At 67.6% G+C, this 25,901-nt stretch carries 22 protein-coding genes and 1 pseudogene; 9 read left to right on the top strand and 14 right to left on the bottom strand.

Annotated features, from left to right (window positions below; translation table 11 throughout):
- The first annotated feature begins 47 nt into the window (after positions 1-47).
- Together IG196_RS09875 and IG196_RS09870 are read left to right on the top strand one after the other, a co-directional pair.
- The gene (locus tag IG196_RS09875) at positions 48-599 is read left to right on the top strand and encodes a phasin family protein (RefSeq protein ID WP_095950673.1); all 552 of its coding nucleotides are present in this window, start codon (positions 48-50) and stop codon (positions 597-599) included.
- A 129-nt stretch (positions 600-728) separates the two neighbouring features.
- Positions 729-1,487 carry a 3-hydroxyacyl-CoA dehydrogenase gene (locus IG196_RS09870; RefSeq protein WP_153285111.1) on the top strand — a complete coding sequence of 253 codons (759 nt, stop codon included), beginning with the start codon at positions 729-731 and terminating at the stop codon, positions 1,485-1,487.
- Here the strand turns inward: IG196_RS09870 and IG196_RS09865 are convergent.
- Complete coding sequence (locus IG196_RS09865) at positions 1,435-2,382, bottom strand: YihY/virulence factor BrkB family protein (RefSeq protein ID WP_192196003.1); 948 nt, start codon at positions 2,380-2,382, stop codon at positions 1,435-1,437. The genes IG196_RS09870 and IG196_RS09865 overlap by 53 nt on opposite strands.
- Positions 2,383-2,456: 74 nt before the next feature.
- On the opposite strand from IG196_RS09865, the gene dnaG reads away from it, so the two are divergent.
- The 4 genes from dnaG (at position 2,457) to IG196_RS09845 (ending at position 9,634) form a co-directional block, all read left to right on the top strand.
- Positions 2,457-4,484 carry a DNA primase gene (gene dnaG / locus IG196_RS09860; RefSeq protein ID WP_099796172.1) on the top strand — a complete coding sequence of 676 codons (2,028 nt, stop codon included), beginning with the start codon at positions 2,457-2,459 and terminating at the stop codon, positions 4,482-4,484.
- 296 nt (positions 4,485-4,780) lie between these two features.
- Positions 4,781-7,147, top strand: a complete 2,367-nt coding sequence (gene rpoD / locus IG196_RS09855; RefSeq protein WP_101492150.1) for an RNA polymerase sigma factor RpoD — start codon at positions 4,781-4,783, stop codon at positions 7,145-7,147.
- Between the two features lie 108 nt (positions 7,148-7,255).
- Complete coding sequence (locus IG196_RS09850) at positions 7,256-8,494, top strand: multidrug effflux MFS transporter (RefSeq protein WP_101492149.1); 1,239 nt, start codon at positions 7,256-7,258, stop codon at positions 8,492-8,494.
- A 12-nt stretch (positions 8,495-8,506) separates the two neighbouring features.
- On the top strand, positions 8,507-9,634 hold the full coding sequence (locus tag IG196_RS09845) for an HPP family protein (RefSeq protein WP_192196002.1): 1,128 nt from the start codon (positions 8,507-8,509) through the stop codon (positions 9,632-9,634).
- A gap of 142 nt (positions 9,635-9,776) precedes the next feature.
- Here the strand turns inward: IG196_RS09845 and IG196_RS09840 are convergent, their stop codons facing one another.
- From IG196_RS09840 to IG196_RS09830, 3 genes are read right to left on the bottom strand one after another with little or no spacing between them, the layout of a single operon-like run.
- On the bottom strand, positions 9,777-10,763 hold the full coding sequence (locus IG196_RS09840; RefSeq protein ID WP_192196001.1) for a tripartite tricarboxylate transporter substrate binding protein: 987 nt from the start codon (positions 10,761-10,763) through the stop codon (positions 9,777-9,779).
- Positions 10,764-10,797: 34 nt separating this feature from the next.
- The gene (locus IG196_RS09835) at positions 10,798-11,997 is read right to left on the bottom strand and encodes a CaiB/BaiF CoA transferase family protein (protein WP_192196000.1); all 1,200 of its coding nucleotides are present in this window, start codon (positions 11,995-11,997) and stop codon (positions 10,798-10,800) included.
- Complete coding sequence (locus IG196_RS09830; RefSeq protein ID WP_192195999.1) at positions 11,994-12,941, bottom strand: hydroxymethylglutaryl-CoA lyase; 948 nt, start codon at positions 12,939-12,941, stop codon at positions 11,994-11,996. Before IG196_RS09830 ends, IG196_RS09835 begins: the two co-directional genes overlap by 4 nt.
- A gap of 99 nt (positions 12,942-13,040) precedes the next feature.
- Between IG196_RS09830 and IG196_RS09825 the strand changes: the two genes are divergently transcribed.
- The 3 genes and pseudogenes from IG196_RS09825 to IG196_RS09815 all read left to right on the top strand — a co-directional run bounded on the left by IG196_RS09825 (position 13,041) and on the right by IG196_RS09815 (position 15,695).
- Positions 13,041-13,958, top strand: a complete 918-nt coding sequence (locus IG196_RS09825) for a LysR family transcriptional regulator (protein WP_192195998.1) — start codon at positions 13,041-13,043, stop codon at positions 13,956-13,958.
- Between the two features lie 121 nt (positions 13,959-14,079).
- Positions 14,080-14,973, top strand: a pseudogene (locus IG196_RS09820) (MBL fold metallo-hydrolase); the annotation flags it as partial.
- On the top strand, positions 14,967-15,695 hold the full coding sequence (locus IG196_RS09815; protein WP_225616996.1) for a DsbA family protein: 729 nt from the start codon (positions 14,967-14,969) through the stop codon (positions 15,693-15,695). The pseudogene IG196_RS09820 and the gene IG196_RS09815, both read left to right, overlap by 7 nt.
- On the opposite strand, the gene IG196_RS09810 is transcribed toward IG196_RS09815, so the two are convergent.
- The 10 genes from IG196_RS09810 to IG196_RS09765 all read right to left on the bottom strand — a co-directional run bounded on the left by IG196_RS09810 (position 15,692) and on the right by IG196_RS09765 (position 25,780).
- Positions 15,692-15,991: a putative quinol monooxygenase gene (locus tag IG196_RS09810; protein WP_192195996.1), complete on the bottom strand. Its 300-nt coding sequence runs from the start codon at positions 15,989-15,991 to the stop codon at positions 15,692-15,694. The genes IG196_RS09815 and IG196_RS09810 overlap by 4 nt on opposite strands.
- 128 nt (positions 15,992-16,119) lie before the next feature.
- The gene (locus tag IG196_RS09805; RefSeq protein WP_192195995.1) at positions 16,120-17,823 is read right to left on the bottom strand and encodes a tannase/feruloyl esterase family alpha/beta hydrolase; all 1,704 of its coding nucleotides are present in this window, start codon (positions 17,821-17,823) and stop codon (positions 16,120-16,122) included.
- Positions 17,824-17,860: 37 nt separating this feature from the next.
- Positions 17,861-18,568, bottom strand: coding sequence for an ABC transporter ATP-binding protein (locus IG196_RS09800; RefSeq protein ID WP_099796161.1), 708 nt, complete (start codon positions 18,566-18,568; stop codon positions 17,861-17,863).
- Positions 18,561-19,322 (bottom strand): ABC transporter ATP-binding protein, encoded by a 762-nt coding sequence (locus tag IG196_RS09795; protein ID WP_192195994.1) that lies wholly within the window; start codon positions 19,320-19,322, stop codon positions 18,561-18,563. The genes IG196_RS09800 and IG196_RS09795 overlap by 8 nt, the downstream gene beginning before the upstream one ends.
- A complete protein-coding gene (locus IG196_RS09790; protein ID WP_192195993.1) occupies positions 19,319-20,314 on the bottom strand; it encodes a branched-chain amino acid ABC transporter permease in 996 nt (331 codons plus the stop codon). The genes IG196_RS09795 and IG196_RS09790 overlap by 4 nt, the downstream gene beginning before the upstream one ends.
- Before the next feature lies 1 nt (position 20,315).
- The gene (locus IG196_RS09785) at positions 20,316-21,188 is read right to left on the bottom strand and encodes a branched-chain amino acid ABC transporter permease (RefSeq protein ID WP_192195992.1); all 873 of its coding nucleotides are present in this window, start codon (positions 21,186-21,188) and stop codon (positions 20,316-20,318) included.
- Between the two features lie 337 nt (positions 21,189-21,525).
- Positions 21,526-22,710 (bottom strand): ABC transporter substrate-binding protein, encoded by a 1,185-nt coding sequence (locus IG196_RS09780; RefSeq protein WP_192195991.1) that lies wholly within the window; start codon positions 22,708-22,710, stop codon positions 21,526-21,528.
- Positions 22,711-22,865: 155 nt separating this feature from the next.
- Positions 22,866-23,855 carry a PDR/VanB family oxidoreductase gene (locus IG196_RS09775; RefSeq protein ID WP_192195990.1) on the bottom strand — a complete coding sequence of 330 codons (990 nt, stop codon included), beginning with the start codon at positions 23,853-23,855 and terminating at the stop codon, positions 22,866-22,868.
- A 42-nt stretch (positions 23,856-23,897) separates the two neighbouring features.
- A complete protein-coding gene (locus IG196_RS09770) occupies positions 23,898-24,671 on the bottom strand; it encodes a GntR family transcriptional regulator (protein ID WP_153285130.1) in 774 nt (257 codons plus the stop codon).
- Positions 24,671-25,780 carry an aromatic ring-hydroxylating dioxygenase subunit alpha gene (locus IG196_RS09765; protein ID WP_192195989.1) on the bottom strand — a complete coding sequence of 370 codons (1,110 nt, stop codon included), beginning with the start codon at positions 25,778-25,780 and terminating at the stop codon, positions 24,671-24,673. The genes IG196_RS09770 and IG196_RS09765 overlap by 1 nt, the downstream gene beginning before the upstream one ends.
- Positions 25,781-25,901: the final 121 nt, after the last annotated feature.

The raw sequence follows: 25,901 nt of genomic DNA, 5'->3' as shown, positions 1-25,901 counted from the left end.
AGCGCAATGTGAATCGACCACCCCATCATCCTTTCTGGAGATCTCAAATGGCCCTGACCGCTGACCAAATCCTCGCCGCTCAAAAAGCAAACCTCGAAACCCTGTTCGGCCTGACCACCAAGGCTTTCGAAGGCGTTGAAAAGCTGGTCGAACTGAACGTGACCGCTTCCAAGGCCGCCCTGACCGAAGCCCAGAGCACCGCTCAAGCTGCCCTGAACGTCAAGGACGCCCAGGAGCTGCTGACGCTGCAAGCCAGCCTGTTCCAGCCCCTGGCCGAAAAGACCGCTGCCTACAGCCGTCACCTGTACGACATCGCCCAAGGCACCAGCACCGAATTCTCGAAGGCTTTCGAAGCCAAGGCCGCTGAAGCCCAGCAAGCCTTCGTCGGCCTCGTCGACAGCGCTTCCAAGAACGCCCCCGCCGGCTCGGAAACCGCCGTCGCCGTGCTGAAGAGCGCCGTGGCTGCCGCCAACAACGCTTTCGAATCGGTCCAGAAGGCCGTCAAGCAAGCGTCGGACGTCGCCGAAGCCAACTTCAACGCCGTGTCGACCCAAGCTGTCGCCGCTGCCAAGACGGCCACCGCTTCGCGCAAGCGCTAAGCACCGACCACCACCAGTTGTCTCCTTGGGTCCTCACGGATCCAATTCAGGGCCTCATCTTCGGATGAGGCCTTTTTTTTGGCCCGGCGACGTCTTCGATAATGCAGGTCTCATTTCTGGAGACTCTCAATGCAAATCGACGGCAAGGTTTTTATCGTGACCGGTGGCGCTTCGGGCCTCGGCGAAGGCACGGCGCGCATGCTGGCCGCCAACGGCGCCAAGGTGGTCATCGCCGACATGCAGGCTGACAAGGGCGAAGCCGTTGCAAAGGAAATCGGCGGCGTGTTCGTCAAGTGCGACGTGAGCCAGGAAGCCGACGGCCAGGCCGTGGTGGCTGCCGCCGTCAAGCTCGGCAAGCTGATGGGCCTGGTCAATTGCGCCGGCATCGCACCGGCCGAGAAGACCGTGGGCAAGAACGGCCCGCACGCGCTGGCCGTGTTCAGCAAGACCGTCACGGTCAACCTGATCGGCAGCTTCAACATGATCCGCCTGGCGGCCGACGCCATGGGCAAGAACGAGCCCGAAGCCACCGGCGAACGCGGCGTGCTGATTTCGACCGCCTCGGTCGCGGCCTACGACGGCCAGATCGGCCAGGCCGCCTACAGCGCCTCGAAGGGCGGCGTGGTCGGCATGACCCTGCCCATCGCCCGCGACCTCGCGCGCAGCGGCATCCGCAACATGACCATCGCCCCCGGCATCTTCGGCACGCCCATGCTGTTCGGCATGCCGCAGGAAGTGCAGGACGCGCTGGCCGCCAGCGTGCCCTTCCCGTCGCGCCTGGGCACGCCCGACGACTACGCCAAGCTGGCCAAGCACATCATCGAGAACGACATGCTCAATGGCGAGGTGATTCGTCTGGACGGAGCGATTCGATTGGCCCCTCGCTGATCTCGGACGCCGGCAGCTTCGTGCTGCCGGTGCGGTCCAGGCGCTCGTAGTTCGCGATCACCTGGGCCCCGAGCAGCACCAGCATGGCGGCGATTTCCAGGCTCAGCAGCACCACGATCGCCGTGGTGAGCGAGCCGTAGACGATGTTCACCTGCGACAGCGTCGAGAAGTACCAGATCAGCACGCGCCGCGTGGCCTCCCACAAGAGCGCAGCGGTCACGCCGCCCAGCAGCGCATGCCGCAATGACATGCGCCCGGCCGGCATCACGAGGTAGAGCGAGGTCAGCATGAAGATCTCGCCGCCCAGCCCCAGCAGGTACAGCAGCGCCCCCGAAATGCCCGACAGCGACCAGCTGCGCCCCAGCAGGTCGACGCTTTCCTGCCCTACCAGTTGCAGCGCCCCCGACACCAGCGTGACCAGCAACAGCCCCGCGCACAGGCTCAGGATGTAGAGATACGGCATCGCCACCGACACGAGAAAGTGGCGCTTGTGATCGTCCTTGCGGTGGTGAAAGATCACCGCCATCGCGCTTTCGAGCACGCTGAACGCCAGCGAGCTGAAGAAAATCATCGTCACCAGCAGCACCGGCCCGAGCACCGAGCGGTGGTCCAGGAAACTCGACAGCTCGGCCACGATGGCTTTCGACTGCCCCGGCAGCAGCCATTCGAGGTAGCGCCCGATGGTGCGCAGCAGCTCGCCCTGGTCGATCACGTGCGACAGCGCCATCACGCTCACGATCAGCAGCGGCACGATGGACAGCAGCGCGTAGTAGGCGACCGCCCCCGCCAGCAGCAACCCCTGGTTGGCTCGGAAGTCCTTGAGCGCGCCCCAGACGAAGCGCAGCGGATGGCGCAGCAGCGGCGCGGCGTGTTGCAAAGGCAGGGGCGTCTTCATGCGTGATGTGGATTTGCGGCGGGGTTCAGTATGCCGCCCGCGCGCTTGCGTATGATTTGCCGCTCCCCGCAGCCATGACCATCCCCGCTTCATTCATCCAGGAACTCATCGCGCGCGCCGATGTGGTCGAAATTGTCGGCCGCTACGTTCAGCTCAAGAAGGCCGGCGCCAATTTCATGGGGCTGTGCCCCTTCCACGGCGAGAAGTCGCCCTCGTTCTCGGTCAGCCCGACGAAGCAGTTCTATCACTGCTTCGGTTGCGGCGTGCACGGCAACGCCATCGGCTTCCTCATGGAACACGCGGGCATGGGCTTCGTCGAAGCCGTGCACGACCTGGCCGGCCAGTACGGCCTGGTCGTGCCCGAAGACGACGTCTCGCCCGCCGAGCGCGCCCGCGCCGCCACCCAGCGCCAGAAACAGGCCACGCTGACCGATGTGCTCGAAAAAGCCGGCGACGCCTACCGCAAGGCGCTGCGCCAGGCGCCCGGCGCCATCGACTACCTCAAGGGCCGCGGCGTCTCGGGCGAGGTCGCCAAGCAGTTCGGCATCGGCTATGCGCCGGCCGGCTGGCGCGCGCTGGCCAGTGTGTTTCCCGACTACGACGATCCGCTGCTCGCCGAGAGCGGGCTGGTGATCGTCAACAACGAGGAAGGCAAGCTCAGCGACGAGGAAGCCAAGCGCTACGACCGCTTTCGCGACCGTGTGATGTTCCCGATCCGCAACGTCAAGGGCGAGTGCATCGGGTTCGGCGGGCGCGTGCTCGGCGACGAAAAGCCCAAGTACCTGAATTCGCCCGAAACGCCCGTCTTCAGCAAGGGCCGCGAGCTCTACGGCCTGTACGAGGCCCGCGCCGCCTTCCGCGACCGCGGCTACGCGCTCGTCACCGAAGGCTACATGGACGTGGTCGCGCTGGCCCAGCTCGGCTTTCCGAACGCGGTGGCCACGCTGGGCACGGCCTGCACCACCGAGCACGTACAGAAGCTCTTCCGCTTCACCGAGTCGGTGGTGTTCAGCTTCGACGGCGACGCCGCCGGGCGCCGCGCCGCACGCAAGGCGCTCGACGGCGCCCTGCCCTATGCCACCGACACGCGCAGCATCAAGTTCTTGTTCCTGCCGGCCGAACACGACCCCGACAGCTACATCCGCGCCCACGGTGCCGAAGCCTTCGCGGGCTTCGTGGCCGAGGCCACGCCGCTGTCGCGCTTCATGCTCGAGGCCGCCCGCGAAGGTTGCGACCTGAGCTCCGCCGAAGGCCGCGCCCACATGACGAGCAACGTGCGCCCGCTCTGGAGCGCCATGCCCGACGGCGCGCTCAAGCGGCAGTTGCTCAGCGAGATCGCCACGCTGGTCCAACTCGACGCCGCGGCGCTGTCCGACCTGTGGGCCACCGCCGCGCCCGGCCCGCGCAAGGGCGCCGGTGCACCGTCGCAAGCCCCGCAGCGCCACAGCGAACCCGACAGCTACGGCAACGACCCCGGCGACTACTACCCGGACATGCCGCCGGCGCAGGACTACGAGCCACCGCGCTACGAAAACGAGAGCAAACCCAAGTTCCAGCCGCGCAAGTTCACCAAGGGCAAGCGCTGGGGCGGCAAGTTCGAGGAACCCATCGAGCCGCTGCGCGGACGCGGCAAGCCGCCGAGCCGGCCCGACGTGGCGGTGCGGCTGGTGCTGTCGAACATGGCGCAATGGGAGGCGCTGTCACACGAGCTGCACGTGATGCTGTGCGACCTGCCGGGCGAGCACGGCGCCCTCTTCACCTGGCTCGACAGCCAGTTGCACGAGCACGGCGTGCAGCCCTGGGCGGCGCTGCGCGAAGGCCTGCGCGGGCTCGATTTCGCGCCGCTGGCCGAACGCCTCATGAGCGTGTCGGAAGCCGGGCCGGTGCCCGAAGGCGAGGAAGAACAGCACCTGGCCGATGCCGCCAAGGAGCTGGCGAGCGTGCTCGACTTCATGCTCGACGACCGCCTGAAGGCCCAGCAGAGCGAGGCCATCGCGTCGGTCGGAAAAGACCCGAAAGCCCTGGAACGCTACAAGGCGCTGGAAGCCCGCCGGCTCGAATTGCGAGACCGCATTCGCGCGTCGGGGACAGATACTGCTTGAAATTTGCGCAACAGGCTATAATGTAGGGCTTCGCAACTGGCGAAATTAGGCAAGAGCGACAGCAGCACCTCCGGGCCGACCCCTAGCGCAACGCACTCCAACGGTAAATTCCGGCGGAAAGGGTCAATAACCGCAAGGACTGCATACCAAATGTTCGCCCGACATCTTGCCTGATGAGGAATTAATTCCTCATTTCCCAATTGTTCTGTCCGTGCCTGTGCACGGGCCTGGTGGTGCTGTCCGCGTGACGGCGCGCCTGTGATCCCGCTTGTCTTTTCTTGTCGTAACGAGGTCGTATGCCCAGTTCAAAGAAGCCTGCTCCTTCACTTGCAAAAAGCGTCAAAAGCGTCGCCACCAAGCCCGCAGCAGAGAAACCGTTGAAAGCCGGTGCCAAACCGGCAACCAAGACGGCTGCCGCCGCGTCCAAAACGGCAGCCGCAACGAAAGTGAAACCCGTGCCCACGAAATCGACCTCTCTCGACGATCCCAAGAAAGCCGCAGCCACTGCCACGGCTGCCCCCGCCGCCAAGAAAGTTGGCCGTCCGCCCAAGGCCGCCAGCGCTGCAGCTGCTGCGCCCGCCACCGGCGCCAAGCGTGGGCGCAAGCCCAAGGCCGCCAAGGAAGCCGGCGAGAGCGACATCGACCTGTCGGACATCGAGGAAGACCTGGCCGGTGACGAGCCCGCGGTCGTCGCGACCACCGAAGAGAAGGTCAAGCCGCTGCGCATGAAGATCAGCAAGGCGAAGGAACGCGCCTTGATGAAGGAGTTCGGCCTCGACGAGACCGTGCTCTCCGAAGAAGACCTGGCCAAGCGCCGCTCGCGCCTGAAGACCCTGATCACGCTGGGCAAGACCCGCGGCTACCTCACGCACGGCGAAATCTCCGACCACTTGCCCGACAAGCTGGTCGACGCCGAGACCATGGAAGTCGTGGTCACCATGCTCAACGACATGGGCGTGGCGGTGTACGAGCAAACGCCCGACGCCGAAACCCTGCTGCTGAACAACACCGCGCCCACCGCCACCACGGTGGAAGAAGCCGAGGAAGAAGCCGAAGCGGCTCTGTCCACTGTGGACAGCGAATTCGGCCGCACGACCGACCCCGTTCGCATGTACATGCGCGAAATGGGCACGGTCGAGCTGCTGACGCGCGAAGGCGAAATCGAAATCGCCAAGCGCATCGAAGGCGGCCTGATGGCCATGATGGAAGCCATTTCGGCCTCCCCCGCCACCATCGCCGCGATCCTCGAGATGGCCGCGACCATCCGTGAAGGCAAGGTCGTCATCTCGACCATCGTCGACGGCTTCTCGAACCCGAACGAGGCCGACGACTACGTGGCCGAAGAAGACTTCGACGAATTCGACGAAGAAGACGACGACGACGGCAAGGGCGGCTCCAAGGCCCTGACCAAGAAGCTCGAAGAGCTCAAGAACGAAGCCCTCGCGCGCTTCGACCGCATTGCCGAGATGTTCGAGAAGATCCACAAGATCTACGAGAAGGAAGGCTACGGCACGCCGGCGTACACCAAGGCCCAGCAGGCCGTGTCCGACGAGCTCATGACCATCCGCTTCACGGCCAAGACCATCGAGAAGCTGTGCGACCTGGTGCGCACGCAGGTGGACGACGTTCGCAAGAAGGAACGCGAACTGCGCCGCATCATCGTGGACAAGTGCGGCTTCCCGCAGGACGAGTTCATCCGCGACTTCAGCGGCTTCGACAAGAACGGCAACCGCATCGCCTCGAACCTGCTCAACCTCAAGTGGGTCGAGAAGCAGTCTGCGGCCGGCAAGCCCTGGAGCGCCGTGCTCGCGCGCAACATCCCGCCGGTGCAGGAACTGCAGCAAAAGCTCACCGACATCCAGTCGCGTGTGGTGGTGCCGCTGACCGAACTCAAGGACATCAACAAGCGCATGAACGAGGGCGAATCGTCCTCGCGCGATGCCAAGAAGGAAATGATCGAGGCCAACCTGCGCCTCGTGATCTCCATCGCCAAGAAGTACACCAACCGCGGCCTGCAGTTCCTGGACCTGATCCAGGAAGGCAACATCGGCCTGATGAAGGCGGTCGACAAGTTCGAATACCGTCGCGGCTACAAGTTCTCGACGTACGCCACGTGGTGGATCCGCCAGGCCATCACGCGCTCGATCGCCGACCAGGCACGCACCATCCGCATCCCGGTGCACATGATCGAGACGATCAACAAGATGAACCGCATCTCGCGCCAGCATTTGCAGGAGTTCGGCTTCGAGCCCGACGCCGGCATCCTGGCCGCCAAGATGGAGATCCCGGAAGACAAGATCCGCAAGATCATGAAGATCGCGAAAGAGCCGATCTCGATGGAAACCCCCATCGGCGACGACGACGATTCGCACCTGGGCGACTTCATCGAGGACAGCAGCAACACGGCCCCCATCGAGGCCGCGATGCAAGCCGGCCTGCGCGACGTGGTCAAGGACATCCTCGACAGCCTCACGCCGCGCGAAGCCAAGGTGCTGCGCATGCGCTTCGGCATCGAAATGTCGACCGACCACACGCTGGAAGAAGTCGGCAAGCAGTTCGACGTGACCCGCGAGCGCATCCGCCAGATCGAAGCCAAGGCGCTGCGCAAGCTGAAGCACCCGTCGCGCTCCGACAAGCTGCGCAGCTTCATCGACACCCTGTAATCCAGGTTCGCTGAAGCCCAAGCGCCCGCCTTGCCCCTCACCCGGGCGGCGGGCGTTCTCGTTTTTTCACCGACACACAACAAACAAGTACAACGGAGCCGTCTTTCCATGAATCCCGATGCAGACAAACTCTGGCAGGCCCCGCGCTGGGCGCTTGCCGTGCTGCTCGCCGTGCTGGGCATGCTCGGGCCCTTCTCCATCGACACCTACATCCCGGCGTTCGCGGGCATCGCGCACTCCATCGGCGCGACGCCGGCCGAGATGCAGCAGACGCTGTCGGCCTACCTGTTCGGTTTCGCGTTCATGAACCTGTTCCACGGCGCGCTGTCGGACAGCTTCGGGCGCCGGCCGGTGGTGCTGTGGGGGCTGGCCGTGTTCACGCTCGCCTCACTGGGCTGCGCGCTGTCGCAGAACATCACGCAGCTGGTGCTGTTCCGCGGGCTGCAGGGCCTGTCGACCGGCGCCGGCATCGTGGTGTCGCGCGCTGTCATCCGCGACATGTTCCCGCCGGCCGAGGCGCAGCGCGTGATGAGCCAGGTGACGATCTACTTCGGCGTGGCACCGGCCATTGCGCCCATCGTGGGCGGCTTCCTGTTCGTGCATGCGGGCTGGCACTCGATCTTCTGGTTCCTCGTGGCCGTCGGCGTGGTGCTGTTCGTCGCCAACTACAAGCTGCTGCCCGAGACGCTGCACAAGGACCATCGCCAGCCCTTCCAGGTGCGCCACCTGATGCGCGGCTACCGCGACCTGTGCTCCGACCCGCGTTTTCTGCTGCTGGCCTTCGCGAGCGGCGTGCCCTTCAACGGCATGTTCCTCTACGTGCTGGCCGCGCCCGCGTTCCTGGGTGACCACCTGGCGCTGCAGCCACAGCAGTTCTTCTGGTTCTTCCTGCTGACCATCGGCGGCATCATGCTCGGCGCGCGCGCCAGCGGCCGCATGGCCGGCAAGGTGGCGCCCAAGCGGCAGATCCGCGACGGCTTCCTGATCATGATGGTCACCTCGGTGGTCAACGTGGTGGCCAACATCTTCTTCCAGGCGCATGTGGCCTGGGCCGTGTGGCCGCTCGCGGTGTTCGCCTTCGGCTGGGCGCTGATGGTGCCCGTGGTCACGCTGCTGGTGCTCGACCTGCACCCCGAGCGCCGCGGCATGGCGTCGTCATTGCAGGCCGTCATCGGCTCCACCGCCAACGGCGTCGTGGCCGGCGCGGTGGCACCGCTGGTGATGCACTCCACGCTGGCACTGGCCCTCACCTCCGCGCTGATGCTCTCGATCGGGCTGGTCGCCTGGGTTTGGCTGCACCACCGTTGGCCCGACATCGGGCGTCGGGTGGCTCACGACGAAGCCTGAGGGGGACGGGGGATGCGATTCGCCGCACTGTGGACTTATCTGCGCGCCTGGCTCCCGGGCCCTTCCAACGTCAACGCGCGCGAGCGCCTGCGCGCCGTGGGCGGCGCAGGCATCGGGCTGCTGATCACCGGCCTGCTGTGCCGCTGGCTGGCCGTTCCGCTGGAGCATGCGGTGTGGCTGGTCGCGCCGATGGGCGCCACCGCCGTGCTGGTGTTCGCCGTGCCCGCCAGCCCGCTGGCCCAGCCCTGGTCGGTGATCGGCGGCAACACACTGTCGACGCTCGTGGGCATCGCCTGCGCCAGTTGGATTCCCGACACCGCCGTGGCCGCCGCCGTGGCCGTGGCGCTCGCCATCGGCCTGATGTTCTTCACGCGCTGCCTGCACCCGCCCGGCGGCGCGGCGGCATTGCTGGCGGTGCTCACGCACACCACCGACTTCTCGGCGGCGCTGTTCCCGGTGCTCGTGAACTCGGTGCTGCTGGTGCTGGCCGGCGTGGCCTACAACACGCTCACGGGGCGGCGCTATCCGCACGTGCAGGTGGCGCGCCCGCCTTCGCCTGACGCGCGCTTCAGCCAGAGCGACATCGACGCCGTGCTGGCGCGCTACAACCAGGTGCTCGACATCAGCCGCGACGACCTCGAGTCGCTGATCCAGCAGACCGAGCTCGAGTCGTACAAGCGCCGCCTGGGCACGCTGCACTGCGCCGACATCATGTCGGGCACGCCGATCTCGGTGGAGTTCGGCACGCCGCTGCAAGAGGCCTGGACGCTGATGCACCAGCACCGCATCAAGGCGCTGCCCGTCACCGACCGCACACGCCGCGTGGTCGGCATCGTCACGCAGGCCGACTTCTTTCGCCAGCTCGACCTGCAGCACCACGACGGCATCGCGGGCCGGCTGCGCGACCTGATCCGCGCCACGCGCACGGTGATCTCGAACAAGCCCGAGGTGGTCGGCCAGATCATGACCCGCCAGGTGCGCGTGGCCAGCGCCGACCGGCCAGTGGTCGAGCTGGTGCCGCTGTTCTCGGAGGGCGGGCACCACCACATTCCGATCATCGACAGCGAGAAGCGGCTGACGGGGATGATCACGCAGTCGGATTTCGTGCGGGCGCTGTACCGCGCGGTGAGCCCGGCGTAGGCCTTGCTCGTGTGTTTCTCCCTCCCCTTCCCGGGGGAGGGTCGGGGTGGGGGCACGACGGCCTCTGTGACAACGCGGCGCTTCATCGAAGGCCGCGTGCCCCCATCCCAGCCTTCCCCCGGGAGGGGAAGGAGCAAGACCTTCATTCCAAGACCACGTTCGCCTTCTTCACCAGCGCCGCATAGCGCGCGGCCTCGCTGCGGAAGTAGCTCGCGGCCTGTTCGGGCGTGGTGGGCTTGACGATGTTGCCCTGCTTGTCCATCGCCTCGCGCACCTCGGGCGCACCGAAGGCGGCCACGATGCCCTCGTGCACGCGCTTGACGTCAGCCGGCTGCATCTTCGGCGGGCCGATCACCGCGAACCAGCCTTCGACCGCGTAGTTCGGCAGCCCCTGCTCCGCGATGGTCGGCATGTCGGGCGCGGCCGGCGAGCGTGCCGGGCCGCACACGCCGATGGCGCGCAGCGCGCCGCTCTTCAGATGCGGCTGCACCGCCGGCAGCGCGACCACGCCCATCTCGACCTGCCCCGCGATCATGTCGGTCACCATCGGCCCGGTGCCCTTGTACGGAATGTGCCGCGCCTTCACGCCGGCCTCGTCCATGAACATCTCGCCGGCGAGGTGGATGATGGTGCCGTTGCCCGACGAGGCGTAGTTGTAGCCCTCGGGTTTCGCGCGCAGCAGCGCCACCAGCTCCTTCACGTTCTTCGCGGGCAGCTTCGGGTTCACGGCCAGCACCAGCGGCGTGGCGCCGACCACGCTGATCGGCGTGATGTCGTTGATCGCGTCGAAGGGCATCTTCTTGAACACGCTCGGGTTGATCACGTGGTTGTTCGACACCATGCCGAGCGTGAACCCGTCGGGCGGCGCCTTGATCACCGCCGACGTGCCGGTGATGCCGCCGGCGCCCGGCAGGTTCTCGATCACCACCGGCTGGCCCAGCGCCTTGCCGAGCGCGACCGAGGCGGCGCGCGCGATGGCGTCCACGCCCGAGCCCGCGCTGATCGGCAGGATGAAGCGGATCGGCTTGTCGGAGCCCTGCGCGAGCGTGGGGAACGCGGCGAGCGCCGCGGCGCTCGCGCCGAAGCCCAGCATCGCGCGACGGTTCATCGGAAAAAGATTCGTGGTCATGGTCTTGTCTCTCGTCTTGTTTTGGATGAAGCACTCAGGCGATGGCCGCATCGGCATGCATCGCATCCACCTGCGCGCCGGCGTAACCCAGCTCCGCCAGCAGCTCGCGCGTGTGCTCGCCCAGCGTCGGCGGATGCAGCCGCACACCCAGGCGCTCGCCGCCGAGGGTGATCGGGAACAGCGTCGTCTGCGCCATCTCGCCAGCGCGCTCGCCGTCGGGCAGGCGGATGTCCACGAGCCCGCCGGTGGCCTTCAGGTGCGGATCGGCATACAGGTCTTCGGGCCGCGTGATCGGCGCGAACGGCAGGCCGCGCGCTTCGAAGATCGCCGACAGCTCGGCGGCCGAACGGTCGGCCAGGCGCGTGCGCAGCTCGGCCAGCAAGCTGGGGCGCAGGCGCACGCGATCGTTGTTGGTCTGCAGGGTGGCGTCGGCCTTCAGGTCGTCGAAGCCCAGCGCGTCGCAGAAGGTCTTCCATTGCGCATCGCTCACAGCCGCCAGGAAGATCTGCTCGCCGTCCTTCACGGTGAACACGTCGTACAGCGCCCAGGCCGAGATGCGCTCGGGCATCGGCGCGGCCGCCTGCCCCGTGATGGCGTACTGCAGCATGTGCTGGCCGACGAGGAACACGTTGTTCTCGAACAGCGCCGACTGCACCTCCTGACCCTTGCCGGTTTCAGCGCGCTGCATCAGCGCGGCGATGGCGCCGATGGCGCCGAACATGCCGCCCATGATGTCGTTCACGCTCGTGCCCGCGCGCAGTGGATCGCCGGGGCGGCCCGTCATGTAGGCGAGCCCGCCCATCATCTGCACCACCTCGTCGAGCGCGGTGCGGTGCTCATACGGGCCGGGCAGAAAGCCCGTGTGGTTCACGTACACGAGGCGCGGATTGAGCTTGCCGAGCGCGGCATAGCCGAGACCGTACTTGTCCATCGTGCCGGGCCGGAAGTTCTGCGCCACCACGTCGGCCGTGGCGCACAGCCGCAGCGCGGCTTCGAGCCCCTGCGGATGGCGCAGGTCGAGCGCGATGCTCTTCTTGTTGCGGTTGAACATCGGGAAAAAGCCCGCGCCCGCGCCCAGCAGGTGCCGCGTGCGATCGCCCTCGATCGGCTCGACCTTGATGACTTCGGCGCCCAGGTCGGCCAGCACCATGCCGCAGGTCGGCCCCATGACCATGTGCGTGAACTCGACCACGCGGATGCCCGCGAGCGGCAGGCGTTTGGCTTCGGTGCTCATGCGGCGACGCCTTCCGCCGGTGCAAAGGTCTTCGGAAAGCCCGCGCGCCACACCGTGCCCTGCAGCGTCTCGCCATCGAGCCAGCCGGCCACGCGCTGGCGCAGGTGCAGCAGCTGCTGCAGGTCGACACCGGTCGCCACGCCCATGCTCTCGAGCATGAAGACGAGGTCTTCGGTGTCGACGTTGCCGCTCGCGCCCGGCGCATGCGGACAGCCGCCGATGCCGGCCAGGCAGGCGTCGAAGCGCGTGATGCCGACCTCCAGCGCGGCGTAGACATTGGCCAGTCCCAGCCCGCGCGTGTCGTGGAAATGCCCGCACCACAGGCGGTCGCCCGCGATGCGCAGCGCGCGCTCGAACAGGCTGCGCACCATCGCCGGATCGGCGTAGCCCACCGTGTCGGCGAGGCTCACGCGGTCGGCGCCGGCATCGAGCAGCGCCTGCATCAATCGCAGCACTTCGTCGGGATCGACATGGCCCTGGATCGTGCAGCCGAACGCCGTGCCGACGCCACCGTCGATCAGCGTCTTCGAGCCCGCCGCATCGCGCGCCGCGCGCATGCGGCCGACCTCAGCCACCACTTCGTCGGGCGTCTTGCGCAGGTTGGCGAGGCTGTGCGCGTGGCTGGCCGACAGCGGCACCATCATCAGGTCGGCCTCGCCCGCGATGGCGCGCTCCGCGCCCTTGAGGTTGGGCACCAGCACCGAGGCGAACAGCCCCGGCAGCGTCTTCGCATACGCCAGCAGCTCGGCGGTGTCCGCCAGTTGCGGCAGCAGGTGCGCCGGCACGAACGAGCCGACCTCGATCTCGCGCTGGCCGGCCGCGTGCGCGTCGCGAATCCATTCGAGCTTGTGCGCCGTGGGCAGCACGCGGGCGATGCTTTGCAGCCCGTCGCGCAGGCCCACTTCGCGAACGACCGCGCGCGGCGGCAGGAAGGCGTGAATCAAGTTTTGTCTCCGACGTGAGGGTATGGCGCCCATCGTAGGAGTTCCGATTCAGTCCTGAAGGTATATTTTGGAAGCCATTCGCTTCCCGATCGGAACTTCATGAGAGACCTCGACCTGACCACCCTGCGCCTCTTCGTCGCCGTCTGCGAGAGCCGCAGCATCGCGCGCGCGGGCGAGCAAGCGAACATCGTCGGCTCGGCGATCAGCAAGCGCCTCGCGCAACTCGAAGACACCGTCGGCACGCCGCTGCTGCTGCGCAAGCGCCGCGGCGTGGTGCCCACGCCGGCCGGCGAAACGCTGCTCGAACATGCGCGCGCCATGCTCGGCAGCGCGACCCGCATCGAGCGCGACATGGCCGCGTATGCCGGCGGCGCGCGTGGGCATGTGCGCATCCTGGCCTCGGCCTCGGTCATGGCCGAATCGCTGGCCGAGGATGTGGCGGGCTTTCTGCAAGACCCGGCGCACCGCAACATCCGCGTCGACATGGAAGAGCGCGTGAGCCCCGAGATCGTGCGCGGCATCCGCGACGGCGTGGCCTCCATCGGCCTGTGCTGGGACGCGGCCGACCTCGACGGGCTGGAGCGGCGCGACTACCGCTCGGACCACCTCGCGATCGTCGCGCACCCGTCGCACCCCGTGGCGCGCCACGACGCGGTGCGCTTCGAGCAGGTGCTCGACCACGAATTCGTCGGCATGCCCGCGCTGAGCGCGGTGCAGCTCATGCTCGCGCGCGAGGCGGCCGTGGCCGGCAAGCCGCTCGTGTACCGCGTGCTGGTGTCCAACTTCGATGCGGCGCTGCGCGTGGTGCGCGCCGGGCTGGCGATCAGCGTGGTGCCGGCGGAAGTCGCCCGGCCCTTCACCGAGGCCTTCGGGCTGCGGCTGATGCCGCTCACGGACGACTGGGCGCGCCGGCGTTTTGCGATCTGCTTTCGCAGCGAGGCGACGCTGTCGCCCTCGGCGCAGCTGCTGGTCGCGCACCTGGAGCGGTGCGCCACCGACCGCGCGGAAGCCGGCTGATTCGTCCGATAACCGAAACGATCCATTGTCTCGGCGGTGGTTTTTGTTTCGTTTCCCGCAACCTAACATCCGGTCTGTTCACGCTGTCACCCATCCAACCCACCGACCGAAAGACACCGCCATGTTCCGCAGAACCCTCGTTGCCGCCGCCGCCCTGTCCGCCGCATTCGCCCTCGTGCCGCTCGCCGCCCAGGCCGCGCAGCCGCTGAAGATCGACGTCTACAACCCCGGCACGAAGTCGATGTTCCCCGTCTCGTCGGTGCTGGTCGCCGGCACCACCGACGCCGTGCTGGTCGACGCCCAGTTCCAGCGCAACGACGCGCAGGCGCTGGTGCAGAAGATCAAGGACAGCGGCAAGAAGCTGACCACGGTCTACATCAGCCACAGCGACCCCGACTACTACTTCGGCCTCGACGTGATCCACGCCGCGTTCCCCGACGCCAAGATCGTCGCCACGCCGCAGACCGTGGCCGCCATCCAGGCCTCGAAGGACGGCAAGCTCGCGCACTGGGGCCCGATCCTCAAGGACAACGCGCCCCAGGCGCTGGTCGTGCCCGAGCCGCTGGCCGGCGACAGCCTCACGCTCGAAGGCAAAAAGATCCAGGTCGTCGGCCTCGACGGCGCCACGCCCGCGCGCAGCTTCGCGTGGATTCCCTCGCTGAAGGCGGTGGTCGGCGGCATTCCGGTGTCGGCCAACATCCACGTCTGGGTGGCCGACACGCAAACGGTGCAGTCGCGCCGCGACTGGCTCAAGACCCTCGACCGCATCGCCGCGCTGCACCCCAAGACCGTGGTGCCCGGCCACTACCTGCCGAACGCCGACGGCTCGGCGCCCTACACCGTGGCGTCGGTGAAGTTCACGCGCGACTACCTCAAGGCCTTCGAGACCGAAGCCACCAAGGCCAAGGACTCGGCCGCGCTCATCGCCGCCATGAAGCAGCGCTACCCGAAGCTCGAAGACGCCTCGTCGCTCGAACTCGGCGCCAAGGTCATCAAGGGAGAAATGAAGTGGCCGCAGTAATCAACAACAACGGCGACACCGCCACCCTGCACTACATCTTCGATCCGCTGTGCGGCTGGTGCTACGCCGCCGCGCCGCTGGTCGAAGCGGCGCGCACCGTGCCGGGCCTGCGCGTCGAATTCCACGGCGGCGGCATGATGACCGGCGCCAACCGCCGCCCCATCACGCCGCAGTGGCGCGACTACGTGATCCCGCACGACAAGCGCATCGCCGAACTCACGGGCCAGCCCTTCGGCGAGGCCTACTTCGAAGGCCTGCTGCGCGACAGCGGCGCGGTGATGGATTCCGCCCCGCCGATCACCGCCATCCTCGCCGCCGAATCGCTGCGCGCGGGCGGCGGGCTGGACATGGCACACCGCGTGCAACAGGCGCACTACGTCGAAGGCCAGCGCATCGCAGAAGCCGGCGTGCTCGCCGCGCTGGCGGTCGAGCTCGGTTTCGATGCCGAGGCTTTCACCACCGCCTTCGAGCAGCACACGGGCGACGCCACCGCACAGCACATCGCCGCGAGCCGCGACCTGCTGCAGCGCGCGGGCGGCCAGGGCTTCCCGACCTTCGTGCTCGCACAGGCCGATGGCAGCACGGGCCGCATCGACATCGGGCCGTGGCTGGGACGCGTTGACGACTGGAAGGCGCAGCTCGCGACCTTCGTCGCGCCGGCGCCATCTGCAACCGCAGCGCCCGCTGCGTGCGGCCCCGACGGCTGCGCGATCTAGGCGACCTTCTCCAGGAACACCAGCCGGATCGGCGCGTCCAGCAGTTCGCCGAACCGCTTTTCGAAGGCTTGGAAGTACGGCGTGGCGAAGTGCGCGTCGAGCGCGGCCTGGTCCTGGAACGACTCACGCATGTAGAAGCTGCCGGGTTCGTCGCGCAGCTCGAACAAGGTGTAGTCGAGGCAGCCAGGCTCCTGGCGCGTGGGCGCCACCAGCGCGCTCAAGGCGTCGCGCAACGCCACGCGCTGGCCGGTCTTGGCCTTCAATACGGCGATGCTGATGAGGGGCGTGGTGCTCATGGGTCGGTGCGCTGCGGCAAGAGGTTTTGTTGCCTGCAGTCTGCGATGACACCCGCGCATGAAAAAGCCCCCGCGCCCGGAAACTCTTTCAATCGCCCCTTGAAGATCGCGACCTCTTCAAGCGCGCGCTACCGGCTGCACTGGAAGCTCGCCGCCTGCGACGCATCGCCATTCACATAGCGCGGCCACAGCGGCCACTCGCACAGCGGACGCGCACGCGTGGTCTTGAACGGCGGCTGCACTTCCTGTTCAAGCAGCTGCAGCCCCGACGGCGCACGCCCGCGCTCGACCCAGTCGGCCAGTGCGCCGAGCATGTCGACGTTGGCCGGTGCGCCGCTGCCCACATGGTCGACACCGGGCGCGGTGTACAGGCGCATGAAGCGGTCCACGTTCTCACGGCCCATGCGCGCCACCACCGACTCGTAATAACGGATGCCCGCGAACGGGCTCTGCGCGTAGTCGGCCATGTGCTCCAGCACCAGCAGCTTGCCGCCGCGCGCGTGAAAGACGCTGAGGTCGGGGTTGGTCGAGTCCATCAGCTGCGACACGGTGGCGATGCGCGCCGCGAAGTCTTCGGCGCGGTAGTTGCGCACGTCGAGCGACGGATTGCGCGCATAGAAATACTGCAGCGCGCCACTGCCGTAGAACCACGCGATGCCGTTGCTCGGCTGCGGCGGCACGGTCGGCGCGGCAGTGCCGGTCCACCATGCGTTCCAGCCACCCATCGAAGCGAAGGCCGGCGTGCCTTCGCCGCCGATGCCCCAGCCCGGGTACTCGGTGACGCCATGCGCCAGCGGCACGGGCGAGCGCCACGGCGTGCGCAGCGTGCGCACCGCCTGCACCTGCGCGTCGTTGAGGCAGTTGTCGCCGCTCGTGCCCGACGCGCAGCGCAAGGTGGCCGGATCGAAACGCTGCAGGCAGGCCACGGGGTTCGACACGATGCGATCGGCCGCGCCATCTGCTGCGTCGCACGACGCGAGCACCGCGTTGTGCACCAGCTGCACCTGCGCGGGCCGCAGCCAGCCTTCGCCGAAGGTGGCGATGCCGTTGCGCGTGCCCGCATGCTGCAGCCCCGTCCAGTTGATCACCGGCACGCGGCTGAAGATGCCGTCGAAGTCCTGCGGATAGCGCTGCGCCATCGTGAGCGCCTCGCGCCCGCCTTCGGAGCTGCCCATGAAGTAGAGCTTCTGCGGCGCGTGGCCGTAGGCGCGTTGGGTCAACGCCACCGCCACGTCGCGCACCTTCTTGTACGAGGCATGCGCAAAGTTCACGAGCGCCTCGTCGTTGAGTGCAAAGGCCTGCGGCGGCTGGCCCTGCACGTTCTGGTGGCCCGAGTCGGTGCCGTAGGTCACGTAGCCCTGCGCGAGCGGCGTGGGCAGGTCGAAGCGTGCGGCAGGCACCAGCGCCAGCCCGGTGATCAGCGTGCCGTTGAAGCCCCCGCCGCCGTACTGCACGCTGCGCCCGTTCCATGCGAGCGGCAGATTGACCTGGAACAGGATCGGCGGCGCGCTCGCGTCAACCGGTGCGATGCGCCCGAGCACCTTGCAGTACGCAGGCATCGCGGGCGTGATGCGCGACGCAGGGCTGGGCCCGCGCTCGGCTACGGCGAGCGCGGACGCCGGCACGAGCGCCGAGGAATCGATCGTCGCCGCGCCGCTGGGCAGGCCGATGGCGGTGGCCGCCACCGGCGCGGTGAGCGCCGCGCAGGCGGGGGCCGGATCGGCGCCGAGGCCGAGGCGCGTGGGGCCGGTCGGGGCCGTGCCGCATGCGGCGAGCAAGGCGGCGGTCGCCAGCATGGCGCCCCCGCTGAACACTGTCTGGGGGATCGCCATCTGTCTGTCTCCTGGTTGTTTTTGTGATCGGCCGCCGCTACCGCGCCACGCCCAGCAGCCGGTCGAGCACCTCCGGCTGCGCGCGCAGCGCCGCCGCCGTGTCGGTGTGCACGATGGTCCCGTGGTCGAGCACCACGGCGTGGTCGGAAATCGCGAGGATCGCCTGCGGGTGCTGCTCCACGATGATCGCGGCCAGCCCCTCGTCCTGCGTGATGCGGCGAATCGCGCGCAGCAGCTCTTCCACGATGATGGGCGCGAGGCCTTCGAGCGGCTCGTCGAGCAGCAGCAGCTTGGGGTTGAGCACCAGCGCGCGGCCCACGGCCAGCATCTGCTGCTCGCCGCCCGAGAGCTGCGTACCCAGGTTGGTCTTGCGCTCGGCCAGGCGCGGGAACATCTCGTAGACGCGCTGCGGGTTCCACTTGCCCGGCCGCTCCACCGCCGTGAGGTTCTCGTGCACGGTGAGCGACTTGAAGATGTTGCGCTCCTGCGGCACCCAGCCGATGCCCGCTGCCGCGCGCTGGTGCGGCTGCAGCTTGTGCAGCGCCGCCTGCCCGCCGAGCGCGATGGTGCCGCCGTGCTGGCGCGTGGCGCCGGCCAGCGTGTTGATGAGCGTGGTCTTGCCCGTGCCGTTGCGGCCCAGCAGCGCGAGCGTCTGGCCCTCGCCGAGCGTGAAGGCCACGTCGTGCAGCACCACGGCCTCGCCGTAGCCGGCGCTCAGGTTCTCGATGCGCAAGAGTTCAGACATGGGCGTGTTCTCCGTGGCCCAGGTAGACCTCTTTCACTTTCGGATCGTTGGCGATCGTCTGGGGGTCGCCCTCGGTCAGCAACGCGCCGTTGACCAGCACCGTCATGCGGTCGGCAAAGCTGAACACCAGGTCCATGTCGTGCTCGATGAGCAGCACCGACACATCGGACGGCAGCGCGGCCACGGTCTGCAACAGCTCTTCGCGCTCGCCGGCGGGCACGCCCGCCACGGGCTCGTCGAGCAGCAGCACGCGCGGCTCGCAGGCCAGCGCGATGGCGATCTCCAGCAGGCGGCGCTTGCCGTAAGCCATGAATTTGGTCTGCTGCTGCGCCACGTCGGCGAGGTGGAACTGCTCCAGCAGTTGCCCGGCCCGCTCGGCGATGCGCTTGTCCGCACCCAGCGGTCGCCACCATTGCGCGGCGATGCCCTTCTGCTGCGACACCACGAGCGCCAGCGTTTCCAGCGGCGTCATCGAGTCGAAGAGCTGGTTGATCTGGAAGGTGCGCACCAGCCCGCGCGCCACGCGCTTGTGCGGCGCGAGCGTGGTGATGTCTTCGCCGAGCAGCGAGATGCGGCCTTCGGTCGGCGTAAGCACGCCCGTCAGCAGGTTGATCAGCGTGGTCTTGCCGGCGCCGTTCGGTCCGATGAGCGCATGGCGCGCGCCACGCTTCAATTCCATCGTGACGTTGTTCGTGGCCGTGATGCCGCCGAAGCGCATCACGAGGCCTTGGGTCGAGAGCACGGTGTCGGTCATGCCACGCCCCCCTTCTCGCTCTTCTTCTTGCCCATGCCGAACCACGTCCACGGCTTGAGCAGCCGGTCACGCCCCACGAGCACCAGCAGCACAAGGATCAGGCCGATCCAGAACATCCAGTACTGCGGCGTGACCGACGACAGCCAGTTCTGCAGCAGCTTGAAGACGATGGCGCCGGTGACGCCGCCATAGAGCCAGCCCACGCCGCCGATGACCAGCATCAGCAGCACATCGGCCGAGCGGTCGAAGGCCAGCACGTCGAGCGAGGCGAAGCCGGTGGTCTGTGCCAGCAGTGCGCCCGCCGCGCCGGCGATGCCGGCAGCCACGGTGTAGACCACGGCGAGCCGCGACACCACGGGAATGCCGATGGCCATGGCGCGCAGCCGGTTGTCGCGGATCGCCTTGAGCGTGGCGCCGAAGGGCGAGTGCACGATGCGGCGCATCACAAGGAACAGCACGAGCATCACGGCCAGCGAATACCAGGCGGCCGTGCGGCCGTAGAGGTCGAACTCGAAGAGGCCGAGCACCGGCCCCATGACCACGCCCTGCAGGCCGTCGGCGCCGCCGGTGAGCCAGTCGAGCTTGTTGGCCAGTTCGAGCAGCAGCAGCGCGGTGCCCAGCGTGACCATGAGCCGCGTGAGGTCGCTGCCACGCAAGATGGTCACGCTGGCCACGAGGCCGAGCACGGCCGACAGCACGGTGGCGAACACGAGGCCGACGGTCGGGTCGGGCATGACGAGCTTGGCGAACAGCGCGGCGGCATACGCACCGAAGCCGAAGAAGGCGGCATGGCCGAGCGACACGATGCCGGTATAGCCGAGGATCAGGTCGAGCGACATCGCGAACAGCGCGACGATGGCGATCTCGTTGACCAGCAGCGAGTGCGAAGGCATGGCCAGCGGCAGCGCGAAGGCCACGGCCCAGATCACGAACTCCCAGGGGCGCCAGCGCGCGGTGCGCAGCAGGGCCGATTCATAGGCAGGCGCGCTCATGTCAACGGCCTCCCTTGCGCGTGAACAGGCCTTGCGGCCGCCACATGAGGATCAGGATCATGAGCAGGTAGACGGTGAACGCGCCCATCTTCGGAATGAAGTACTTGCCCGCCACGTCGGCAATGCCGAGCAGCAGTGCGGCGGCGAGCGGCCCGGTGATCGACGAGGTGCCGCCGACCGAGACCACGATGAGGAAATAGATCATGTACTTGAGCGGGAAGGTCGGGTCGAGCCCGAGGATTTCCGCGCCCAGTGCGCCGCCCAGCCCGGCCAGGCCCGAGCCCACGGCGAAGGTCATGAGGAACACGATGTTGACGTTGATGCCCAGCCCGGCCGCCACGCGCGGATCGTCGACGGCGGCGCGCAGGCGGCTGCCGAAGCGCGTCTTCGAGAGGATGAGCTGCAGCACCACGGTGAGCACGGCGCACACGGCGATGATGAAGATGCGGTAGTGGCCCATGCCCAGCAGGAACGCACCGTCGCCGAATTCGCTGCGCCCGCGCAGCCACTCGGGCAGCTGCAGGTTCTGCTGCGACGAGCCAACAAAGTAGTCGACGGCCGCGACGGCCATGAACGCCAGCCCGATGGAGAACAGCACCTGGTCCAGGTGCGGCTTGCCGTACATCGGCCGGTAGAGCGTGCGCTCCAGCAGCGCGCCGGCCAGCCCGACGACGATGAACGCGAGCGGCAGGCAGGCCAGGAACGGCAAGCCCAGCTTCTGCATCGCGAACACGGTGAGGTAGCCGCCGGCCATGGCAAAGGCACCGTGCGCGAGGTTGATGAAATTCATCAACCCGAGCGTCACGGCCAGCCCCACGGCGAGGACGAAGAGCAGCATGCCGTAGGCGATGCCGTCGAAAAGAATGGTCAGCATGTCGGTTGTCTGGGTGCGTTCGTTCTGGATGCTGCTTGTTCAGGGTGATGCTGTTCAGGGCGGGTGCCCAGGCCACCGGGTACTTCCCTCCGCGAATGTCCCCCGCTTCGCTCCTCCTTGATTTCGCTGCGGGAAGCACCCAGTGCCCTGAGCACAAGGCACGCTGTCGGATCACAGCCGATCAACCAGTGCTCTGAACACGCTCACGTCGATGGGGTGCCTTGCGCAGCGAAATCAAGGAGGAGGCCGCAGGCCGGGGGACATTCGCGGAGCAAGGTTCCCCGTCGGCGGGAGCGTCGCCCTGAACGGCAGCGCTCCCACGCGACGAGTCACAAAATTACTTCGCCTTGCCCGGGTCCTTCACGCCCTTGATCACGTCGAACTCGACGTTGTAGAGCTGCCCGTCCTTCTTTTCAACCTTGCGCAGGTACACGTCCTGCACGATGTCGCGCGTCTGCGCATCGATCAGCACCTGGCCACGCGGGCTCTCGAAGACCTGGCCCTTCATGGCGGCCAGCAGTGCTTCGCCGCCGCCCTGGCCCTTGGTGGTCTTGAGGGCTTCGTAGATCACGCGCATGCCGTCATAGCCGCCCACGGCCATGAAGTTGGGGCGCATCTTGGGGTTGGCTTTCTGGAAGGCCTCGACGAACTTCTTGTTGAGCGCCGAGGGGTGCGCGGCCGAGTAGTGGTGCGAGGTGACCACGCCCAGTGCGCCGTCGCCCATGTCGTTCAGCTGATCGTCGTCGGTCACGTCGCCGGTGGCGATCATCTTGATGCCGGCCTTATCCATGCCGCGTTCGAGGAACTGCTTCATCACCGCCGCGCCCGCGCCCGAGGGCACGAAGACGAACAGCGCGTCGGGCTTGGCGTCGCGCACCTTCTGCAGGAACGGCGCGAAGTCGGGGTTGCGCAGCGGCACGCGCAGCTTCTCGAGCACCTTGCCGCCGTTGAGCTGGAAGCGCTCGCTGAAGAACTTCTCGGCGTCGTTGCCGGGGCCGTAGTCGGTGACCAGCGTCACGACCGACTTCACGCCGTTCTTGGGCGCCCAGTCGCCCATCACCACCGACACCTGCGGCAGCGTGAAGCTGCTGCGCACGATGTAGGGCGAGGCCTCGGTGATGCTCGAGGTGGCGGCGGCCATCACGACCTGCGGCGTCTTCGACTGCGTGGCCAGCGGTGCGGCGGCCAGCGCGGCCGGGGTAATGCCGAAGCCGGCGATCACGTTGACCTTCTCGTTGACGATGAGCTCCTGCGCCAGGCGCTTGGTCACGTCGGGCAGGCCGGTGTCGTCCTTCACGATCAGCTCGACCTTCTTGCCGGCCACGGTGTCGCCGTTCTGCGCCATGTACAGGCGCGCGGCGGCCTCGATCTGGCGGCCGGTGGAGGCCGACTGGCCCGTCATCGGCAGGATCAGGCCGATCTTGAACTTGTTGTCCTGGGCGCTGGCCACAGGCAGCGACAGCGCGGTGGCGAGCGCAATCGCCGAAAGGCCGGCGGTCTGGATGAGATGGCGTCTTTGCATGGAATTTTTCCTTTGAGGGACGGAACGCGAAACCGGGCGTATTTTGAACAATTCGCAACAATTGGCGGAGAAGGCAACCACCTACCCACCCGCCGCACGGGACTTTGTTGCGCGATCAATCGAATGGTTGCGCGATGATCGCGCAACCGATGTTTTCAGCAGTCGGGGCGGTACGCGGAATCGAGCGTGAGCGTACCCACGGCGCGTGACACGCAAGCGCAGATGCGCGTGGTCGCCTGCTTCTCGTGCGGGCTCAAAAACACGTCGCGGTGATCGACTTCGCCGTCGACCGCGAGCACGTCCATGGCGCACAGGCCGCACTCGCCGCGCTTGCAGTCCGACAGGGTCTGCACGCCGGCGGCATCGAGCGCGTCGAGCAAGGTGCAGTCGGCCGGCACGGTGATCGACAGGTCGTGGCGCGGAATGCGCACGGTGAAGGCCTGCGTGGCAAGCCGCCCGCTGCTGCCGAAGGTTTCGAAGCGCAGGTCGGCCAGCGGCCGGCCGGCCGCGGCCCAGGCGCGCTTGACGGCTTCGAGCATCGGCACGGGGCCGCAGGTGTAGAGCTGGCCGCCGGGCGGCAGCGCGGCGATGGCGGCGTCGAAGTCGATGGGCGCGGCGCCTTCGTGCGCCTGCACGCCGGTCTCGCCCAGCGCGTCGCGCAGGGTGTCGAGGTAGCCGAACTCGCCCGCGTGGCGCGCACCGTACAGCATGGCCACCGGCACGCCGCGGCGTTGCGCCAGCGCGCCGAGTCGCTGCGCCATCAGCACCAGCGGCGTGATGCCGATGCCGCCCGCCACCAGCAGGTAGCCGGGCGCCGCGAGGTCGAGCGGAAAGTGGTTCTGCGGCGCGCTCACCTGCAGCCGGTCGCCCACGGCCAGGCGCCACATCGCGCGCGAGCCGCCACGGCCGTCGTCCAGCCGCTTGACGGCGATGCGCCAGCAACTGCCGTCGCCCTCGCCCACCAGCGAGTAGGAGCGCGTCTGCACGCGGCCCTGCTCGGTCATCACCTGCACCTGCAGGTGGGCACCGGGCTCATGTGCGGCGACGAAGTCGGCATCGGGGCGCAGCGTGAATTCGCGCACGGTGGGCGTGACGTCGCGCAGCGCCACGATTTGCGCCTGCATCCATTGGAGATCGCTTTTCATCGGGGGAACACCAGCAGGGAAAGAAAAAAAGGAAGTCGTCGATCAGCCGCGACGGCGGATCAGTTGCACGCCCGGCAACGGGCGCTGCTCAGCGCTCGGCGTGCCGTGCAGCGCTTCGCGCAGGTTGCGCCGTGCGATGCGGCTGTGCTCGCGCATCAGCGCCTCGGCGCGCGAGCCCTCGCCGGATTCGATGGCGTCGAGCACCTGCAGGTGCTGGTCTTGCGCAATCACGAGCATGTCGCGCGCGGCCGGCGAATTGGCCTGCACGATGACGAAGCCCGAGGGCGAGGCGAATGGCAGGTTGACCACGCGTTCGAGCTGCTGCGCGATGACCGGGCTGCCCGCCATCTCGCACAGCAGCGCGTGGAATTTCTCGTTGTGCGTCACGTAGCGCGAGAACGCGGCGTCGTCGAGCGCGGGCTCGCGCAGCAGCTCGTCGATGCGCGTGAGGCAGGCGCGTGCCTCGCGCAGCACCACGGGCGCCGCGCCGCGCTCGGCCGCGAGCCGCGCCACCAGCCCTTCGAGCGTGCCGCGCAGCTCGATGGCATCGGCCACGTCGCGTTCGGAAAAGGTGCGCACCGCATAGCCGCCGTTGGGCAAGGCTTCGAGCAGGCCTTCCTGCTCGAGCCGCATGAGTGCGCTGCGCACCGGCGTGCGCGACACGCCGAGCTGCTCGGAGATGGCGACCTCGGCAATGCGCGCGCCGCCAGGCAGCTCGCCCGCCAGAATCATTTCGCGCAACCGCAGCTGCGCCTTCACGGCCTGCGAGCTGCCGCTGTCGCCGGGCTCGGCGGAAGTCAGGGGGGCGACCTTCATCACGCGGCCTGCGACGCTTCGACGGGGCGGATCGGAATCGCCGCGCGCGCGGGCCGCTCCTTCTCGATCATGCGGTCGATGAGGCGGCGTGCCCACATCGAACCGGCGTCGATGTTGAGGTTGTAGAACTGGTGGTCGGGATGCTCGTCGATGGCTTTCTGCTGCGCCTCGAGCACGATCTCGTCCTCGCGGAAGATGCCCGACACGCCCTCGCGCAGCTCGTGCGTGAGGCGCTGTTCGCCCAGGCAGTAGTTGCGCGCAAAGGCCCAGAAGTACAGGCAGGTCTTGTCGGTCTCGGGCGTGATGGTGTTGAGCACATAGCCGTTGACGCCCTTGCTGCGGTCGCCGGGGTTGTCGCCCGACGGCACCGCGCCGCTGCCCGCCTCGGCCACACCGACGTCGATGTTCACGGTGCACGGGCCTTCGAAACGGATGATCTGCCAGCGGTCGACCTTGCCCGTGTAGCCGCGCGCATGGCGGATCTGGTTGCCCCAGAACGGCGGCGCGTCGATGTTTTCCATCCAGCGCGTGACGGTGGCCGAGCGGTCGCCGTGCGTGGCCACGAAGGGCGCCTCGGCCACCTCGCGGTTGCCGATCGACGAGCCGTGCACGAAGGTCTCGTGCGTGAGGTCCATGAGGTTGTCGACCACGAGCCGGTAGTCGCAGTTCACGCGGATCATCTTGCCGTCGCCGGCCCAGGCCGGGTCGTCGTTCCAGTGCATGTCGGGCACGAGCGCGGGGTCGGCCTTGGCCGGATCGCCGGGCCAGATCCACACGAAGCGGTGCTTCTCGACCACCGGAAAGCTGCGCACGCAGGCCGAGGGGTTGAGCGTTTCCTGGCTCGGCATGTGGGTGCAGCGGCCCTGGCTGTTGTAGACGAGGCCGTGGTAGCCGCAGACCAGCTCGTCGCCTTCGAGGCGGCCCAGCGACAGCGGCATCAGCCGGTGCCAGCAGGCGTCTTCGAGCGCGGCCACCTGGCCGTCGGTGCGGCGGAACATCACCAGCTTCTGGTTGCAGATCGTGCGCGGCAGCAGCGCGTGGCGCACTTCGACGTCGTAGGCGGCGGCATACCAGGCGTTGAGCGGAAAGGCGGTCGTGGGCGTCTTCATGAATACGCAATGTATACAGAACAATGAGAAATTCCAGCGCACAACCCCTTATTTGAGGGTAAACACTGAGTTCAACGTATACAAACAAGCTTCGTGCGAAGGCGATAGGATTCCGCTCGTT

This window comes from Variovorax sp. 38R, assembly GCF_014843395.1.
In the GTDB taxonomy this organism is placed as follows: Bacteria; Pseudomonadota; Gammaproteobacteria; order Burkholderiales; family Burkholderiaceae_C; genus Variovorax; species Variovorax paradoxus_H.
The sequence above is the reverse complement of the archived record's forward strand: the minus strand, read 5'-3'. Positions and strand labels throughout refer to the sequence as shown.